The organism is Scatolibacter rhodanostii, from assembly GCF_900197595.1.
Taxonomy (GTDB): domain Bacteria; phylum Bacillota; class Clostridia; order Oscillospirales; family Acutalibacteraceae; genus Scatolibacter; species Scatolibacter rhodanostii.
Map to the genome: position 1 here is coordinate 302,547 of NZ_FZLO01000003.1, position 16,421 is coordinate 318,967.

Annotated in this window: 22 protein-coding genes and 1 pseudogene; 8 read left to right on the forward strand and 15 right to left on the reverse strand. The window is 36.6% G+C overall.

What is annotated here, in order from left to right; all coding sequences use genetic code 11:
* Positions 1-7 precede the first annotated feature (7 nt).
* The 4 genes from CS931_RS08845 to CS931_RS08860 all read left to right on the forward strand — a co-directional run bounded on the left by CS931_RS08845 (position 8) and on the right by CS931_RS08860 (position 3,386).
* A complete protein-coding gene (locus CS931_RS08845; protein WP_099205407.1) occupies positions 8-589 on the forward strand; it encodes a hypothetical protein in 582 nt (193 codons plus the stop codon).
* Between the two features lie 292 nt (positions 590-881).
* Entirely contained in the window at positions 882-1,838 is a 957-nt protein-coding gene (locus CS931_RS08850) for a replication initiator protein A (protein WP_099205408.1), read from the forward strand.
* 130 nt (positions 1,839-1,968) lie between these two features.
* Complete coding sequence (locus tag CS931_RS08855) at positions 1,969-2,454, forward strand: DUF6431 domain-containing protein (RefSeq protein ID WP_099205409.1); 486 nt, start codon at positions 1,969-1,971, stop codon at positions 2,452-2,454.
* Positions 2,455-2,477: 23 nt separating this feature from the next.
* A complete protein-coding gene (locus CS931_RS08860) occupies positions 2,478-3,386 on the forward strand; it encodes a tyrosine-type recombinase/integrase (protein ID WP_099205410.1) in 909 nt (302 codons plus the stop codon).
* Between the two features lie 870 nt (positions 3,387-4,256).
* Here CS931_RS08860 and CS931_RS08865 read toward each other — a convergent pair.
* The 10 genes from CS931_RS08865 to CS931_RS08910 all read right to left on the reverse strand — a co-directional run bounded on the left by CS931_RS08865 (position 4,257) and on the right by CS931_RS08910 (position 10,455).
* A complete protein-coding gene (locus tag CS931_RS08865; RefSeq protein WP_099205411.1) occupies positions 4,257-5,231 on the reverse strand; it encodes a helix-turn-helix domain-containing protein in 975 nt (324 codons plus the stop codon).
* A 97-nt stretch (positions 5,232-5,328) separates the two neighbouring features.
* Positions 5,329-5,814, reverse strand: coding sequence for a GNAT family N-acetyltransferase (locus tag CS931_RS08870; protein WP_099205412.1), 486 nt, complete (start codon positions 5,812-5,814; stop codon positions 5,329-5,331).
* Between the two features lie 149 nt (positions 5,815-5,963).
* Positions 5,964-6,500: a GNAT family N-acetyltransferase gene (locus tag CS931_RS08875; RefSeq protein ID WP_242964955.1), complete on the reverse strand. Its 537-nt coding sequence runs from the start codon at positions 6,498-6,500 to the stop codon at positions 5,964-5,966.
* A gap of 263 nt (positions 6,501-6,763) precedes the next feature.
* The gene (locus CS931_RS08880; protein WP_099205413.1) at positions 6,764-7,720 is read right to left on the reverse strand and encodes a phosphotransferase family protein; all 957 of its coding nucleotides are present in this window, start codon (positions 7,718-7,720) and stop codon (positions 6,764-6,766) included.
* A 65-nt stretch (positions 7,721-7,785) separates the two neighbouring features.
* Entirely contained in the window at positions 7,786-8,253 is a 468-nt protein-coding gene (locus CS931_RS08885; RefSeq protein WP_099205414.1) for a hypothetical protein, read from the reverse strand.
* Positions 8,254-8,270: 17 nt separating this feature from the next.
* Positions 8,271-8,663, reverse strand: a complete 393-nt coding sequence (locus tag CS931_RS08890; RefSeq protein ID WP_242964961.1) for a pyridoxamine 5'-phosphate oxidase family protein — start codon at positions 8,661-8,663, stop codon at positions 8,271-8,273.
* Complete coding sequence (locus tag CS931_RS08895; RefSeq protein ID WP_099205416.1) at positions 8,600-9,022, reverse strand: DUF3788 domain-containing protein; 423 nt, start codon at positions 9,020-9,022, stop codon at positions 8,600-8,602. The genes CS931_RS08890 and CS931_RS08895 overlap by 64 nt, the downstream gene beginning before the upstream one ends.
* Before the next feature lie 10 nt (positions 9,023-9,032).
* The gene (locus tag CS931_RS08900; protein ID WP_099205417.1) at positions 9,033-9,449 is read right to left on the reverse strand and encodes a hypothetical protein; all 417 of its coding nucleotides are present in this window, start codon (positions 9,447-9,449) and stop codon (positions 9,033-9,035) included.
* Positions 9,446-9,922, reverse strand: a complete 477-nt coding sequence (locus CS931_RS08905; protein ID WP_099205418.1) for a GyrI-like domain-containing protein — start codon at positions 9,920-9,922, stop codon at positions 9,446-9,448. Before CS931_RS08905 ends, CS931_RS08900 begins: the two co-directional genes overlap by 4 nt.
* A gap of 32 nt (positions 9,923-9,954) precedes the next feature.
* Entirely contained in the window at positions 9,955-10,455 is a 501-nt protein-coding gene (locus tag CS931_RS08910) for a hypothetical protein (protein ID WP_099205419.1), read from the reverse strand.
* A 190-nt stretch (positions 10,456-10,645) separates the two neighbouring features.
* Between CS931_RS08910 and CS931_RS08915 the strand changes: the two genes are divergently transcribed.
* A complete protein-coding gene (locus CS931_RS08915) occupies positions 10,646-11,401 on the forward strand; it encodes a DNA-methyltransferase (protein ID WP_099205420.1) in 756 nt (251 codons plus the stop codon).
* Between the two features lie 137 nt (positions 11,402-11,538).
* Here the strand turns inward: CS931_RS08915 and CS931_RS08920 are convergent, their stop codons facing one another.
* From CS931_RS08920 to CS931_RS08935, 4 genes are all read right to left on the reverse strand, one after another.
* Positions 11,539-12,261 (reverse strand): DUF5131 family protein, encoded by a 723-nt coding sequence (locus tag CS931_RS08920; RefSeq protein ID WP_099205421.1) that lies wholly within the window; start codon positions 12,259-12,261, stop codon positions 11,539-11,541.
* 42 nt (positions 12,262-12,303) lie between these two features.
* Positions 12,304-12,510: a hypothetical protein gene (locus tag CS931_RS08925; RefSeq protein WP_099205422.1), complete on the reverse strand. Its 207-nt coding sequence runs from the start codon at positions 12,508-12,510 to the stop codon at positions 12,304-12,306.
* 77 nt (positions 12,511-12,587) lie between these two features.
* Positions 12,588-13,046 (reverse strand): VOC family protein, encoded by a 459-nt coding sequence (locus tag CS931_RS08930; RefSeq protein WP_099205423.1) that lies wholly within the window; start codon positions 13,044-13,046, stop codon positions 12,588-12,590.
* Between the two features lie 3 nt (positions 13,047-13,049).
* The gene (locus tag CS931_RS08935) at positions 13,050-13,871 is read right to left on the reverse strand and encodes a helix-turn-helix domain-containing protein (RefSeq protein ID WP_099205424.1); all 822 of its coding nucleotides are present in this window, start codon (positions 13,869-13,871) and stop codon (positions 13,050-13,052) included.
* 327 nt (positions 13,872-14,198) lie between these two features.
* Here CS931_RS08935 and CS931_RS08940 point away from each other — a divergent pair, with 327 nt between their 5' ends.
* Positions 14,199-14,879, forward strand: a complete 681-nt coding sequence (locus CS931_RS08940; protein WP_099205425.1) for a virulence protein — start codon at positions 14,199-14,201, stop codon at positions 14,877-14,879.
* A complete protein-coding gene (locus CS931_RS08945) occupies positions 14,869-15,114 on the forward strand; it encodes a DUF4314 domain-containing protein (RefSeq protein WP_242964957.1) in 246 nt (81 codons plus the stop codon). The genes CS931_RS08940 and CS931_RS08945 overlap by 11 nt, the downstream gene beginning before the upstream one ends.
* A 10-nt stretch (positions 15,115-15,124) precedes the next feature.
* Here the strand turns inward: CS931_RS08945 and CS931_RS08950 are convergent, their stop codons facing one another.
* Positions 15,125-15,994, reverse strand: a complete 870-nt coding sequence (locus CS931_RS08950; protein ID WP_099205426.1) for a DUF2971 domain-containing protein — start codon at positions 15,992-15,994, stop codon at positions 15,125-15,127.
* Positions 15,995-16,147: 153 nt separating this feature from the next.
* Between CS931_RS08950 and CS931_RS08955 the strand changes: the two are divergent.
* Positions 16,148-16,421 (forward strand): annotated as a pseudogene (locus CS931_RS08955) (terminase large subunit); the annotation flags it as partial.

Genomic DNA, 16,421 nt, shown 5'->3' on the forward strand with positions numbered 1-16,421 from the left:
GAAAATAATGTCACACAATAAATGCCCTCATTGCTACGGAAAAATCAACTATATTCATAAGTTATGGCATATGAATATAGAGCATGGATATCCTTGTCCACACTGCCAACAAAATATTGCACTAAAAAACTCTGGATACAAGGCAACCATACTTATTATTTTTCTAATGGCTGTATCTTCCTTTTTAGTTTGGGAGTCTGGTTTTAAATTTTATCTGCCTATTCTATTCTTTTTATTTGAACTATTCAATTTCTATTTTTTAAAGATAATTCCACATATTGAGGATAAAGGAATATCTCATAATCGATGTCCGCTTTGCCATTCGAAAATTTCTTGTTTTCGAAAATTCTTTCTTATGCATGATTGGTATGGGCATCAATGCCCTCACTGCAAGCAAAAAGTTAAGTTGAAGGCTTCGGATGACAAAATTTCCCTCTTTTTATTGCCAATGGTTGTTTCAATCTTTTTCATGTTTGAAGATACTAACTTAATTTGGTTGTTGCCTATCTCTATTTCAATAATCCAAATTGTCATGATTTACTTTACAAAAATCATTCCCTATACTTATGATAGCGATGAGGAGCTTTAGCACAAAATAAATAATTTAATCAAAGAGACTGTGCCTACTTTTTGTTAGCACAGTCTCCTTTCTAATCTGAGATAAATCTGTAAACTAACTTAAATCAAAACTGCCTTCATGATAGCATAACTTAGATAAAGCATAATGAAAATAAGTGAGGTACAAATTGGGATAATTAAGTTCATGAAGTAATAATGCAAATTTAATCTTAGAACACATTTAAATAATATTAACACTAAGACCTGAGGTTTCACTCAGGTCTTTTCTTTTGCCCATTTTCAAAATAAAGGAGAAATAAAAAATGAAAAACTTGAACCTAGACTACTTTTACGGCAACAGCGCCGAGCAATACAGTTTCTTTTCAATACCAAAAGTGTTATTTACCAACCCTGCCTATCGTTTGGTATCAGACACTGCCAAAATCTTATACAGTATCCTCTTAAGCCGTAATGCACTCTCACAGAAAAGCAACTGGATTGATAAACAGAATCGCTCGTACATTATCTTTACAATTGAAGAGATAAAAGAAACACTCTGCTGCGGTAACAGTAAGGCTGTAAAGTCGCTAAACGAGCTTGTAGCAATTGGACTGATTGAGAAATATAAACGTGGTCAAGGTCTGCCCACAATTATCTACGTGAAGAATTTTGCCACAGCAGCTGTACAAGATTCTCCATCACCTGATCAGGAAGAATGTAATTTAATCCCTGATACTTCGCCAAATAAGCCAATTAAGAAACCTCGGCTTTTTGTTTCTGACTCTGAATTCAGGAAATCAGAATCTAAGAATTCTGAAAAACAAAAGTCTAGAATTCCTAATATGGGAATTCTAGACTTCTCAAAAGCAGAATGTATATATAAAGACTTTAAATATACATACAGAGATACACATACTTCTTCAGACAAAACTGAAATTGACAAATCTTTTAAGGAGTTCTGGGAAGTAACTCCCAAGAAAAGAAACAAGACCGAATGCAGAGAGTGGTGGACGTTGAATGTGACGAATTGTAAGTTTGCTGAAGAAATCATTGAGGGTATGAAAAAACACGCTAAATGCGATGAGTGGCAAAAAGAAAAGGGGAGATATAGAGCCAATCCCTTGAAATGGTTGCAGGATGAACGTTGGACAGAGGAAGTCACGATAACAGAGCGAAGCTACAATTTGGAAGAATTGGAGCATGGCTCTTTTTTTGACCCTGTTGACAATGATTATGACATAAATTTGCCAGTAGATATGTTTGCACCCGTTTTAGCTTAATTTTGTCTGGGGAGCAGTGCGCCTTTTTCACCTTGATACTGTAGCATATTATGTCGAGATATGTTAATTATAGTATGTTTATTAGATATACTTACTTTACGTGTAAATTTTTCACAAGAGGAGAACTGCTATGGTAGTTATAAAAAGCTATGACAGAATTGAGTGTGCTGACGGTTTTATTCGAGTGAAAACGAATGAAAAATGCTGTTGCTCGGTCTGTGGTGGATTTTTATACGTCAGAGATAGCAAGCCTAGAAAAGTTATTAATCAAGCAGGAATAACGGAAATTTATTGCCTGAGAAGATTAAGATGCCAGAGATGTAGGAAATTGCATACTGAAATACCCGATTGTATTGTGCCGTATAAACATTATACTGCAGAGGTTATCGAAGCAGAAATATCGCAAAAACGAGAGGACTGTCCAGCCGATAATAACACTTCATGGAGGTGGAAAAGTTTCTTTGCAAGTATATTAATTTTGGCGCATAAACACAACTTTTTCTCTTCTCAATCTCACTGGATTTCAAAAGCTTACCAAATCGTTGAAAAATTTAAGTTATTAACACACCCAGTTTGTGTTCCGTTCGAAAGTATCCGGTGTTATAATTCTGAATAGTGATAATAAAGGAGAATTCAGACATGAGCCAACTATGCAAAAACAATGATGAATATACAATTAGAGAGTGGACGGATGTTTGGTTTAGCGAATATGCTCCCTACCATATACGTGAAAGCACCTTGATAACTTATCAGTACATAAGAAAACGTGTCCTCAAAATGAACTTGAAAATTGAAGATATTTTACTGCAAGATTTAAAAGGATTAGAATTTCAAAGACTCTTAAATGACCTTGTTTGTGTTGGTCATTACTCTAAATCATCGGTAAAACAGGTGAAAAATCTGTATTCCAAAATATATAAGTATGCTGTTTTGAATGAAGTTTGTATCTCCAATCCTATTCAAATGACTGAGGTTCTCCCCTATGCTCCCGAAAAAAAAGTTAGTGCATTATCAAAAGAAAACCAAGCCACTGTAGAAAATATCTATAGTCAGCTTGAGTTTTGGCGAAGCAGCATTATCTTTTTTCTCTTAAAAACTGGAATTCGTAGAGAAGAACTAGTTGAATTAACTTGGAATGATTGGGACAAAAAGCAAAAAATTATTTATGTGCGAAAAAGTAAAACTGATAAGGGTATTCGAATCATTCCTCTCTCAGCTAAAGCAAATCTAATACTACATCATAATTATTTTCTAAACAAAAACAAGTCACCATATATATTTTGCAATCCTAAAGGTAAAAAACTGTCAAATGGCCAAATACGGTACACTTTTAAAAAAGCAAAAGAGCTGTCACAATTATCCTGTGCCTTTACCCCTCATATCATGCGACATACTTTTGCAACTAGATTTCTGGAGAGTGGAGCTGATATAAAGGCTTTATCTGATATTCTTGGTCATACAAGCCCGGCTTTTACAATGTCTAGGTATGTAACTCCGGATATCTCTTATTTACAAAATCAGATTGCTTATGCTTTTAGAAATGAATAAAAACAAAACTGTTCTCCAGTCCTTAATATAGCTTGGAAAACAGTTTTATCCTTGAAAAAAATCATTAAAAGTGTTATTGACTTTTTAACAAGTGAATAATGGAATAAAACAGAAAAATAAAAAGCTCCCACAACCAAAGCTAGCGACCAACTAACTTTGGCATGTGCCCTTACAACAGATGAATCAGACATCTATTATAAAGACTTATGGAAGCGTTCTTGGTGTAGAATATACCACACCTTGACATACATTTCAAGGACTTTTAGATGGAAATATCTGAAAGCCCTTTTCTCTTGTTTTGAATGCTTTTTCACACAGATTAAGTGTTTAAATAAATCCGATGTTTCCATGGTAAATAGAAAACATTGTGTATGACAAGTATTATTGCATTTTAATCTTTAGCGGGATGAAATTAATGAAAGCTTGTCCTACTGGTGTACCCTGACAACTAAATGAAACTGCAAATGCAATATACATATGGACAAACATTGAGGCAAATTACATGCTGTTTTGAGGTCTGCATCACACGCAACCCTTAACGAGGTGTGCCATAATCAACCTGCCAAAAAAGCGCATTGAAAATCAGGTAGACGCAATTCTAAGTATATAATGGGACCAAGATAAGTCTTGGTCCCATTATATACTTAGAATTTGCGGTAAGACAATATATCATATTATCTTACCAAAGCTTTAAATAATGTGGCAAATCACGTCAATTAACATATAATCACATTTTTTGTTTTTCAACATGAGTGATTTTGCACCCATGAGGTATCGTGTGAATATATGACAGAAATCAGTGGTTAGCACGAAACATCAGCCATGCCTATTCATAACAATTTTATTGCATGTTTTCCATTATGATACAGTCTAAAATTTTATAGGCATAAATAGCTTGAATGAGTGAAAACCGCCCACATAGGGTTTTGTTATATGCTCCTCAAGCCACTGATGTTCCCCATAATCATACTTATCATTCTTGTCTATCCAGTAATGAAGCGCTTTCCATGCATCATCTAAATCTGAACTCTCTCCATATGTTGCTTCAGCAACGGCATATAATCCTCCGAAAAACTCTTTCACTTCCACTCCGAATTCATCTAAAAATAAGGGGGAGCTTTCTGAATAATTACCTAACACAGCCCATGCCTCATATCCATACTCTGTATCGAGAAAAGGAAATGGACATGTAAATCCAAAGTATCGTGTATTAGGTGGCAAATGCAAGTTATTATCAACCATAAATTGTCCTAGATTTGTTGTGGTTGGCAACTTATTTGTTTGTCCATATTTCTTTTGATATTCATAGGACATCTGCCATTTGATTAAGCCGCCCCACGCCTTTGAAACAACTTTATTCCATTGTGAAAGCTGATTTTTCATTGATAGTTTATCGTTGTATGAATGAAATGAAGCTACTTTCATGGCGGGGAGCGTTTCAATCGCAATAGGCGTAATCTTCACAGGAATGCTGCTTGATGATGAAACTATAAATGGCTTATATAAATCATCTAACATTCCTTTTTCTCGATATTTTTGAGGGGATATACCAAACATGCTTGTAAATGCTCTAGTAAACGTTTGCTGAGAACCATAGCCATAGTCCATGGCTATTTCAATTATTGTTTTGTCATCGGCAAACAAATCACTTGCAGCACTAGAAAGTGCTCTTTTACGGATATAGCTACTAACCGATTCACCGATTATATCCCTAAAAATTCTGTGAAAATGAGGGTATGAGTAATACGTTTTGTTGAGAATGTCTTCTGTTGTTATATTCTCTTTTAAATTTTTCTCAATATACGCAATACAATCATTGATGATTTTAATGTAGTTTGTTTTCATATACACCTCTTTTAATATTACTATGATTCTAAGTATACATCTAAATCAATGATTTGTCTTTGCCGTACATATCAACGTGTTGTTATAGTCAAGATCCTTAATTAATGTCTTTTATATATAACCGTGATTCTTTATCCAACCTAAACCCGTTTGCCTCTAACGTTTTTATCGAGACTATATTTATGTTACCATCTTCAATTGTTGGGTCGGCAATAATTCTAATTGCTTTTGCGTTTTCTTCTAGCAACTTTTGGCTGATTAAGTGTACCAATTGCTTTCCAATCCCCTTTCCAAGCAAATTTTCATCTCCTAGTAAATAGTCTATACCATATGTTTCTGTAGGTTGGGGTATTTCTCTGTGTTCAATTGGTAAATCATTATAATTATAATATTGACAAAATCCTATTGGCTTGTCTCCATCTTGAGCAATAAAATGACGTAAATATTTATAAGTTATATTTCTCTCATATATCTCATGCAGCCAATCGCTTGCATCGCCAAACCATTTAGAAATATATTCTTGATTTAACCACTTTTCTACTATTTCAATATCCTCATTTTCTAACATTCGTAGCATAAGCATGTGAAATACCACTCCTTTTAGTATCACTATGATTCTAAGTATACATACAAATCCATGATTCATCTTTGCCGTATATATCAAAAAATCATCAAAACAATCATCTCCACAAAATGCTTGAACCACAAATTATAAAAGATGAATTTGAATTTTTATGTCATCGCATAAAATTCTGTTCTAGTAATAGAATAAACGCTTGTCTTTGTATTCTTCTCATCTGAATATTCCTTGCGTAATAACATACCAATTTTTTCAGCCACTCTTTTTGAGGGTATATTGGTACATTTTTGATAACAAAATATTTCGTTAAAGCCCGTGTTTTTAAAAGCAAACCTTAAACAGGATTTTGCTGCCTGCGAAGCATACCCTTTACACCGAAAATGTTTATCAATATGGTAGCCAATTTCAGGGAACAAATTTCCATCACCATAAATATTCTGCATGGTGATTCCGCAATCTCCAATGAATTGATTTGTATCCTTTAAAATAATAGCCCATAAACCGAAGCCGTATCTTCTATAGTTATCAAGATTCCAGTCAATCCAACCTCTTGTTTTATCCATGTCAAAAACGCTTGGATAATATTGCATTGTCTCTTGATCTGATAATATTTGATGCCATGGCAGAAAATCATTCATAGTTAATTCCCTTAGTGCAAGCTCTTCTGTTTCTATTATATAATTTCCCACTTGTGTCCTCCATTAAATTTGAAATTATCTGTATGTTATGTAAATAGTGTGTATTTCCCTTAATTATAGCATAGATAAAGTAAAGATTGTCAAGTCAAGTGCAACAAAAAAACTTGTAAAGCATTTCAAAGGGAGTGCGAAAACCTAGCCGTTTTCTAGGATGGTTATTTATCATCGAAATGTTCCATATACACTCCTTTCTTAATATAGTATAAACTATGACATGACGTCAAAGTCAAGGGGGATTAGCAAATTTATTTCTACTATTTTTTAGATAAAAGTTCAGAGAATTTTTCTTTCATCAGAGAAATCGCCCAGCTGTTATCTGCTTCATATCCTCGATAAACGTGTTCTTGAGCGGCAACTAAAAGTAAATAAATATCATACCAAAGTATGCGTTTTTGTTCTGAAAGTGTGAATTTATGAGTGCCATAGCCGCTTAAAAAATCCGCCGATTGTGCATATGAGCGAAAGCCGACTTCCATCAAAACGTCACCCCACAAGCAACGTTCCCAGTCGATGATACCTGTAATTTTACCATCTTTGATGAAAATATTGCCGTCCCAAATATCCCAATGCACAAGCTGTGGTGTTTTGACTTCTTCAAGAACAAGCTTGTGTTTTTCAAGCATGCCGAACAGTTCATCAAGCGGAATAGGCAGTTTTATTTCTACTTTTTTAGCATTGTGCACCATTGCTTTCAGCATTTTTGTAAAAACGCTGTGCCAGTTATCACCTGGAAATTCAGCTTGGCTTGGATAACCGAAAAAGCTGTTTGTTATCGCATTTATTTGCTTGTTCAGCTTGCCTGCTTCACGATAAATCTCATTTAATTTGTCAGCGTTTAAGCCGTCTTTTTGCATGGAGAGGCTTTTTCCCTCAATCTTTTCCATGAAAAAGTAAGGTGCATTGCAAATTGTGCATGAAAAATCGCTGAACTGCACTTTTGGCAAAGGTACAGCACTCTTTTCAACAACGATCTTCATGCACGCAACCTCGGTCGCCATGATGTGTTTTTCATAAGTCATAACCGTTGTATCGGGGTGGGGGGCGATTTTGAGGACACTCTGTGAGCCATCCTCGAAAGAAACAGCATAAGCAATGTTAAAAAATCCCTCGGTTAGCTCTTGGATATGAGTAAGTTTTTTATTAGGAAATGCTTGTTTTACCATGCTTTCCAGCGCGCTTTGTGATTGCAGGTTTTTTGTCAATAATGGCATATGTAAAATTACCTTTCACTTTTGTATACAAAATTTAATCTGTGCATTTCCAATGGTTTTACGCACTAAAACCTCGATTTTTCATAATTATAAGGAATACTTGTTCCCACAACAATGTCCTCTATTTTCTCAATAATTAACCAATCGTCCATATTGCCTTGGTGGTCAAATGCGAGGGTAGGCGCAATTTTTTTTACATGAGAGAACTCGACAAGACACAAGCATTTTTTATGCCAACGTGTACGTTGCTTGTCCGTTAAAGCCAGCTTTTCTTGGTTATCAGCAAAGGTTTGGTTGATTTGTTCTTCTGTCAGCTTAACGTAATTCTGAACGGATTTCACAATTGCTTTTGCCGCAATATCTGCTGTGCCTTTTTCCATAAAGTAAAGTATTTCGCCCTCGAAAACACGGCTATGCGGAATTTTTCGACCAGCCGCCCCACGCACCACCATGGTTTTTTCACCAGATAAAATTTTGTCTAAAACACGTTCGCCTTTTTTACCTGTGTTATCACAGTAAACTAAATGTACCATTCGTTTTCTCCTATCATCTAATTAAATTGAATATTTTCAGTCTTTAAGTCGCAATAGTGTCGTCCTTTTATTGCAGTGAATTTTAGCACGCAATAATCGGGATCGGTGACACCTTTTTTATAAAACATTGTGTCACCAGTTTTCCAAATTTCCTGCTTTATAGCCGTATCTTGTAAAATTTCCATCGTGCCAATAAGCATTACCCCTTCATAGCGAAATCGCCCTTTATTGAAAAAATAAATGCTTGCTTTTTCATTGTCTTGGTATTGTTTTACCCTTAAAGATGAGGTGTTTGTCGTGAAATAGAAACAATTCCCCTCTATTTTTCGTGGCATGAGCATGGCTTTCATATTTGGAAACCCCTCGTCATCCACTGAAGAAATGAAAGCAACTTTTCCATATCTAAAAATAGTGCAGTATCCGTCAACTCAAACATCACCCATTTTCCATCGTGATAAGTTGTTGCTTCGTCATAGATATGTTGTGTTTCAGGCGTTAACCCAGCACGAATAGCGTCAACTTTTGCCCTTTCATCTTTGCCGAAAATAAGCATAAAACCAAACACATCTTGTTTTGCGTACAAGGCACACAGCGTTTTACCACCCCTACGGTATTTGTACTCATAAACCCAGCGTTTTCCTCCAGAGTTCCACAGCTTGTCCATATCATAATTTGCTTCAACAAGGTTTTGTACGTCTGTCCAAACATCAAAAAGCGACTGACCTAACAGGGCAATCATTTCTTCGTTAGTTGGTATTTTTTCAAGCATGCTTATTCCCTCAATCTAATATTGATTTTATAGCTTTTATTAAAGGCACAAGCATTAAAAGTATTATCAATACAGCACCCCAAAACTGTCCATAAGCCACTGCCGCAACAGGTTCAAGTGGAACCGGATTGACAATCGCAATGAATACACGGAATATCCAAACAAATGTCAAAAAACCTAATAGAGTGATAGCTTCTTTGTTTCCTGTGAATACCTTTTTGCCCCAAAGAAGGACTAAAGAACTAATGCCGGACAGCATAAAGGAAAAGCAAAAGTTCACCCAATCGATGGAAACGATTAGATTTTCATATTCGCTTGGTATATATGAATACCACTCAAACACCCATGGGACAAAAAAGTGTAAAATGCCTATCATCAAACTAAGAATAGTTCCTGTATAATAACAAATTTTCGATAATTTAATCATTTCGTTTTTAGCCTAACAGGTACAAACGATTCCATTTGTGCAAAACCTTGAGCTTTTATCACCTCTTGCGGTGTAATAATATGCCCCATGGGGTAGTGATGTTCACGCTTGTCTAGCTCAAATAGTTCAGATTTTTCAATCCATGCAAGAACATCTTTATATAAGCGCTCATTTTCCTCGTCGTCGCCGTCCTTATAATGATAAGTCACGTACAAGCCACCATCAAAATCAAAGGTTTCAAACTCCTCTGTGTCAATATAATCCGTCAGTGCATAAATCCACACCATACCGCCCTGTTGTTCATCAAAATACAGGAAATCCCTTGGCATAAAATCATCAGCTGGCTTGGGCTTTATTTGTGAAAAATAAGCATTAAATTTACCAAGAACACCGTTTTCTGAAAAGTCAAAATTCTTGTCCAAGCCAGACGAAACAGTTTTGAACGGTGGTAGTGAAATAACTCGAAAATTCATAAGTTTTCCTTTCTTTATTGAGGTTTGTTCGTTTATTTAAGTTTCAATGGCAGATAAACCTGTTGCTGCGCAATTCCTAAAGCTTTATCAAAAGCACCGTCAGGATTTGGCATATTGCACATACCGCTCTGTGGAAAATCCCCATAAGTGAATGCATCGTTATTTTCTATCCATGCCATCATGCAATTGATGGTGTCGTTTAAGTCGCCACCCTCCAGCTCATTTCCAGTGGCAACCAAATATAAACCACCTGGAAAATCTATAAGGGTATAAGGAAGCACATCTTGAGCGGTGACATTTTCTTTTACAGCATAAATTAAAACATTATCGCCTTGTCCCCATGTTTCTTTTGCGCCCTCGTGCCATAAAAAGCTTGTCGGTTCATACATATGTGTATGTAAAAGGTTTTCATGGTTATCAATCCATTCTGCAAATCCGCCTTGACCGAATAGCTGTTCAAAAGTCATCACTCCCGATGAAACCGCCTTAAACTTTGAGATTTCTACACCACGCATATTATGTAAGTGTATCATGGTTTCCTCCTGATTTTCTTTATTCAACATATTACATCATTTGGCTTTATACTACATGAATTTCACCGTTATTTCCGTAATATTATTGTTTCCAAAGCGTGTCTACAATCCAGATATGCTGAACCTCTATTCGATGAATATCCATTTCGCATAACAAAATTCAAACCATTTTCCACTATAACGAGAAGATATGTTCATTTGTATAAAGCCTTCTGTATATTCGGTAGGTGCTTTCTCATGCCCAGAATCGCCCTTGTTGCCCGGTTTGTTTTTGTTCCGCTCAAGTTGCCCATGCAATGTGGACTATGGTGGGGCTGCACACCCCTCGTGGAAGCAGCGCACCATCATGAATGACAAGATGTCGACTGATGATTTCTATGCTTTTCTGCTTGCTTCATGCAAAGCTTTAGCTTCAGCTTGCGAACCGGGCGCAATTCTTTATCTCGCTATGAGTGCCCAGGAATGGGGTTCTTGCATGCAAGCTCTCAAAGAAAGTGGCTTTCATTGGTCGTCGACGATTATCTGGTACAAGGATTCGCTCGTGCTGTCCAGAAAAGACTATCACACCCAATATGAGCCGATTTGGTATGGTTGGCTTGAGGGAAAAGCTCGACTGGTGGAGCTGAAAGACCGGGGGCAATCGGATGTGTGGGAAATTCCCCGTCCGAAAAAAAGTGAGGAACACCCCACGATGAAGCCAGTAGCACTAGTGGCAAAAACCATCAACAATTCTTCTCGTCATGACGATATTGTGCTGGATTTATTTGGCGGCTCTGGTACGACACTTTTAGCGTCTGAACAATGCGACCGTGTTGCTCGTTTGATGGAACTTGACCCAAAGTACTGCGATGTCATTGTGAAAAGGTTTATTTCGTTTAAAGAGAGTGATGAGGGTATATTTTTGCTTAGAAATGGGGAGAAAACGGCGTATCACAATCTACTATAAATTACAAAGGACAATCAAGTTTCGTTATTTGGTTACCCATTTGTGATAAATTAGCGCTTATCGACTTCAAATTATGCTTATTTTGTTAATTAAAAGTTACTAAGTGTTGGCGCAAAGAAAAATGGTGGCTTTGATTTTTAAAACAGTCTTTTTCCATCTGAAATATCAATGCCAAGCTCTTTTGCCAAGCCTGTTTGTTTAAATGGATTTACTTTCTCCACTACACCATCACGTTTAAAAATTGAGCCTGTATTCTTGAACCAAAATGTGACATCTGCTTTTACGCATTGTTCACGGATATTAAGTACCCAATCATAATCGCAAACACGAGCCTCTCGTCCTGTTTCGCCGCCAACTGTAACATGGTCTACACCGTCAAGATATGGGGTTAAGTTTAATTCTGATAAAAGCGGAGCGCAAGCAATAAATCGCCGCTTTATCGGATAGGATAAAAACAGTGGAAGTCTATAATCAGCTATTTCTTGATTTTCGACAGTACAGCCAATATTCACATTGTCATAGCCTTCGCCCCAATCGGGTGGAAGCGACACCAGGAATCGGTCAATTCGCTTTGTCAAAATCAAAAAATCAATGTCGGCTCTTTCCTTGATGATAGACCAAATATCTTTACGCCACTCATCTGTTTCAGGCAGGAAAAAGTCAGTTGCAAAGCAGGTTGCAAGAATTTTATTGCCTTTAATATTATATTCACCTTTTGATGTTTTCCTTATAGGCCAATCGAATTTTTCTGTTTTTTCAATGGTGTTTTGGCCGTAGCGTTTCGCGTGTGGTCCGTAAAAATAGCAGTTTGTACAGCCATCACTAATTTTATAACAGCCTGTCCATGGCTCCCAGTTCATAGTGTTCCTCCTCTTGTATGGGTGAAGCAACGCAGCCGCGTATCAAACGCAGCGGTTGAACGTCACCGTTTGTGCCTTCATGGAGATCTTACCCACCTCGTAGCCGTATGCGAGCAGTTCTTTCTTGAAGGTTAAAAAGGCGTGGTCGATGGGAAATCCCAGAATCTGTTCAATCTCTGCATAGGTCAGCGTAAAACTATTCTCCGTGCGCTGACCTATCGCCTTCCAAAGCGGCTCATATTTACTCATTGTCCATCTCCTCCGATCTTGTTTAGAATAAAATAGCGGCATTGATTTATCAAAGCCACCGTTTTGAAGTTTATTTGCTATAACGCATATTGTCTTACAAACTCAAGCGGGAACATTGTGCGTGTGGCAACTTCTTCAGCCGACATACCTTGATTAAAAAAGCGTTTAATCACAATAGCCATATCTTCTGCTATCTCTACAATATGTTTATCGGGGTCATATACTCTAATGTCACGCTGCCCCCATGGATATTCTTTGATTTCATGAACCCATTGCAAATCTGGTATGCTTTTCAGTTCGGCGAACACTTCATCTAAATTTTCAACTTCAAAATAGACTTGAAAGTTATGTGAATGCTCTTTAACGCTATCAACCGATATACCAACGAGTTCAGCGTATCCTTGTTGAAGAGAAAATCCCTCAAAGGTCACATGCGCTCCAATATCCATTATAGCTTTTTGATGAAGCACCTTTTCGTAAAAATGCTTTGATGCGATTATATCTTTAACCGCTAAAAGACAACCTTGATATTTCATTTTTCAATCCCCCTTTGAGAAGATTGTATCATAAATTTCCGTTCCATCATAGTAAAAATCCGACATCGTTTTCAAATACCTTTGAAGGGTAACACCGCTGATAGCCTTGAAATATTTATCAAAATGGACTTGGTCAAAATAGCCGGCCTGTTGCGATAATGCTGAAAAGAAACAAGGCGATGTTTGAATGTGCTTTAGCACATAGTTAAAGCGAGTTAAGCGTAAAAAGCACTTAACATTCATTCCAACTTGTGTGAGAAACAAGCGGTTCAGCTGTCGTTCACTATAATGCGTTTGTGTGGCAATTTCTTTTACTTGTAGCTTACCATGATTAACAGAAATTAGTTGGGTTGCCAACATCAAAGTATCCGAAACAACAAGTCTTTCCATTCGTTTATATAGGACTTTCTCACAAGCCTCTGCTAAATTTGTAGCAGTTTCAGACATTACAAATGCTTGGTATAGTGAATGAAAAAGTTCACTGTCAATATCTGCGAGTGATAGGCGTTTTCCAGCAAACTCTGCTTGGCTCTGACGTGTGATTTGATATAAACCAAAGGGCGAAAGTTGGATAAGTAAAAGTACACGATACCCATTTGGCTCTACGCCCAACACAATAGGGCTTAAAGATGCGCCCCAAAGTTCAGCAATTACATTGTTGCCATCAAAAGCGAGGGACAATGTTCCACAAGCGTTAGGCATAAGTGTATAGTGTGATGTAAACATATCATTAGACGGAAACACAATATTGTAATATTGAATATATTTTCTTAATCCGATATGGGAGGGGAAAATATTGAATTCGTTGCTATTTTTGATTATCATTTTTCCTCCCTAAAATCCAAATTACTACATATCCATTTCATGATCCGATTTGTTTGTTACATTTATATTATCAGTCTTTCTGCCAATATAAATAATCCGCATCTAAACCCATTGCAAATTTGTTTTTATATCTTAATTATTACAATAAAATAAAATTATTCACATTGCTAACATAATATTATAACATAAAAACAAAAAAATTCAACGCCCAATTTTATACTTTGGGGGATTGAAATTGCCATTATCCATGTTTTGTTACTTGACTTATCTTGCTTTTAAAGCGTTAATGTGTGTACGCAAACGAAAAAACACTCTTGGAGGTACAAAATGCAGGAATACAAATTCAACGTCACAGGCGCAGAACGAAAAAGGCTCGTGGGTATCATTTCAGAAATACTGAATCAGCCAATTAAGTACTTGGGTATGCCCTCGGCTGCATATGAAGTGGGTGAAATCCACATTGACAAGCAAGGAACACTCACAGGTGAAGTCGCTGCTGAGCTTTTACAACACCTAGAAAAACAAGGATTTATCCCAGAAAGCACGATAACACCAGACCGCACTACAATAGAAATGCCACTAGATGGTTTCACAGAAAACAACCTTGAAAACCTACGCAAAATGGTAAAGTCAAAGGAAAATCTGCTCATGATATCGCTTGGGATTACGGAATTACCGATTGTGATTTTGGATGACAGAATTCAATTTCCATGGTTTATGTTTACAGAAGATAGAGAGCGTATTCACGCTTATTCACAGTTTATATCGGCTCTGTGCAGTACAGCAAAAGAGAAAAATCGTGTCAACGCAAAACAACAGGATACCGTTGACAACGAAAAATTCGCCATGCGGGTATGGCTTATCTCACTCGGCTGTTCAGGGGCTGAATATAAATATCTGCGTAAAATCATGAGCGAAAAATTGAGTGGAAACTCTGCTTTTCGCTTTGGAAAACCACAAAAAGAACACCCTGACACCGCAGAAAGTGAGGTGCAGGGTGATAAGTAATTTTCCTACAAAAGCACAGGTTTATCACATTCGCAAAACCTACCCAGTTGGCACTCGTGTTGAGTTGACAGCGCCTATGCAAGACCCATATACAAAGCTGAAAGTCGGTGACAAGGCGACTGTTGTTGGCGTTGACGATGTCGGGCATATACTGTGTAGATGGAATAACGGCGAGGGACTGAGTTTGATTGTTGGGGTTGATGAGTTTCATATTCTGAATATAGATATTAATTAGTTCATCATTTTTATCTATACGAGCTATTTGAATATATAATTGGAATAGGTTTATGCTCATTGAACCCTACAGATTTATAATAATCAAAAGTTGATAACAAACTAACAACATCTGCAATTGTTACCCTACATTTCGGTCCAATAATAATTTTTTTGATAAATTCCTGCTTTATATGATTAAAATTCATCGGTGTGTATGTGGTTATTTGGTTATTGGCACACTGAAATGAGCAGTTTTCAAATGTTAATGATTGTGACAATGGTTTAAATAAATTTGCATTTGAACTCATTTGTGACTTAGGTTCATCTAAAATCGCCAGTCTCCACTCTTTTTCTTCTTTAAAATTCGGATTCTTATAAAATGCAAAATCAAGCTTATAGTCATTATGAAACTCAATTGCACAATCGACAATTGTTTTTTGCTCCATTTTCTTTATATTTTGATTGACTATTTTATTTATTAATTTTTTTTGTGCTGTCTGTGTATATCTAACTTCATCAAACCGAACATGAGGTCTTCTAACTTCATTTGCAGATTGTAAATATTTTTTTGACACACCTATTGCCAATCCCGTACCATCTTGTGCATAACCTCTCCACTGACTTAATGAGTCTTCTAATGCCGTAAAACAAGTGACATAAGTATTGAGCGTTGGCAAATTTTTATTATCACCAAGTGAGCAACCAAATCTCCATGCGCTAACTAATTCTTTGCCTAATCCAGTTAATGTTTTTTCTATTTCGCTGTTTATTTTTTGTTTTATCCATGTACATTCTTTTATATCGTTAGATTTTAATACGTCAAAAAGCCAAAATTGTGAGCTTCGAATAATATTAAGGAAACTTTCCACACTGCAATAATGATATAAAATCTCATCCATAATATAACCTCCTGTTATGCAATTTATTATATCACATAATCTTATTATCACGTCACATTATTGATGTTTTTATCTAATTCTATTTTCACATCTTTCTTCATATAATAGTCCTAGGGTATCCGTGGGACACCCTTTTCGTTCGGAGGTGACCATGTGGAGGAATTTCGCAGACTAAAAAACTACAAGCCAAGCCTGTTCAAGGCTCCCGGCTCGATATATAAGAAAAGTTTTGCTGATTCAGCGGTACTTTTTGTCGAACACCTAAAGCATGGCACAGGAAAATGGCGTGGCATGCCTTTCCAGCTTCTGGATTGGCAGGAGCGCATTATCCGCGACCTATTCGGCATTGTCAGAAAAGATACACAGTGCCGACAATTTCGCAGAGCTTACATAGAAGTTCCAAAGAAAAACGGAAAAAGTGAATTAG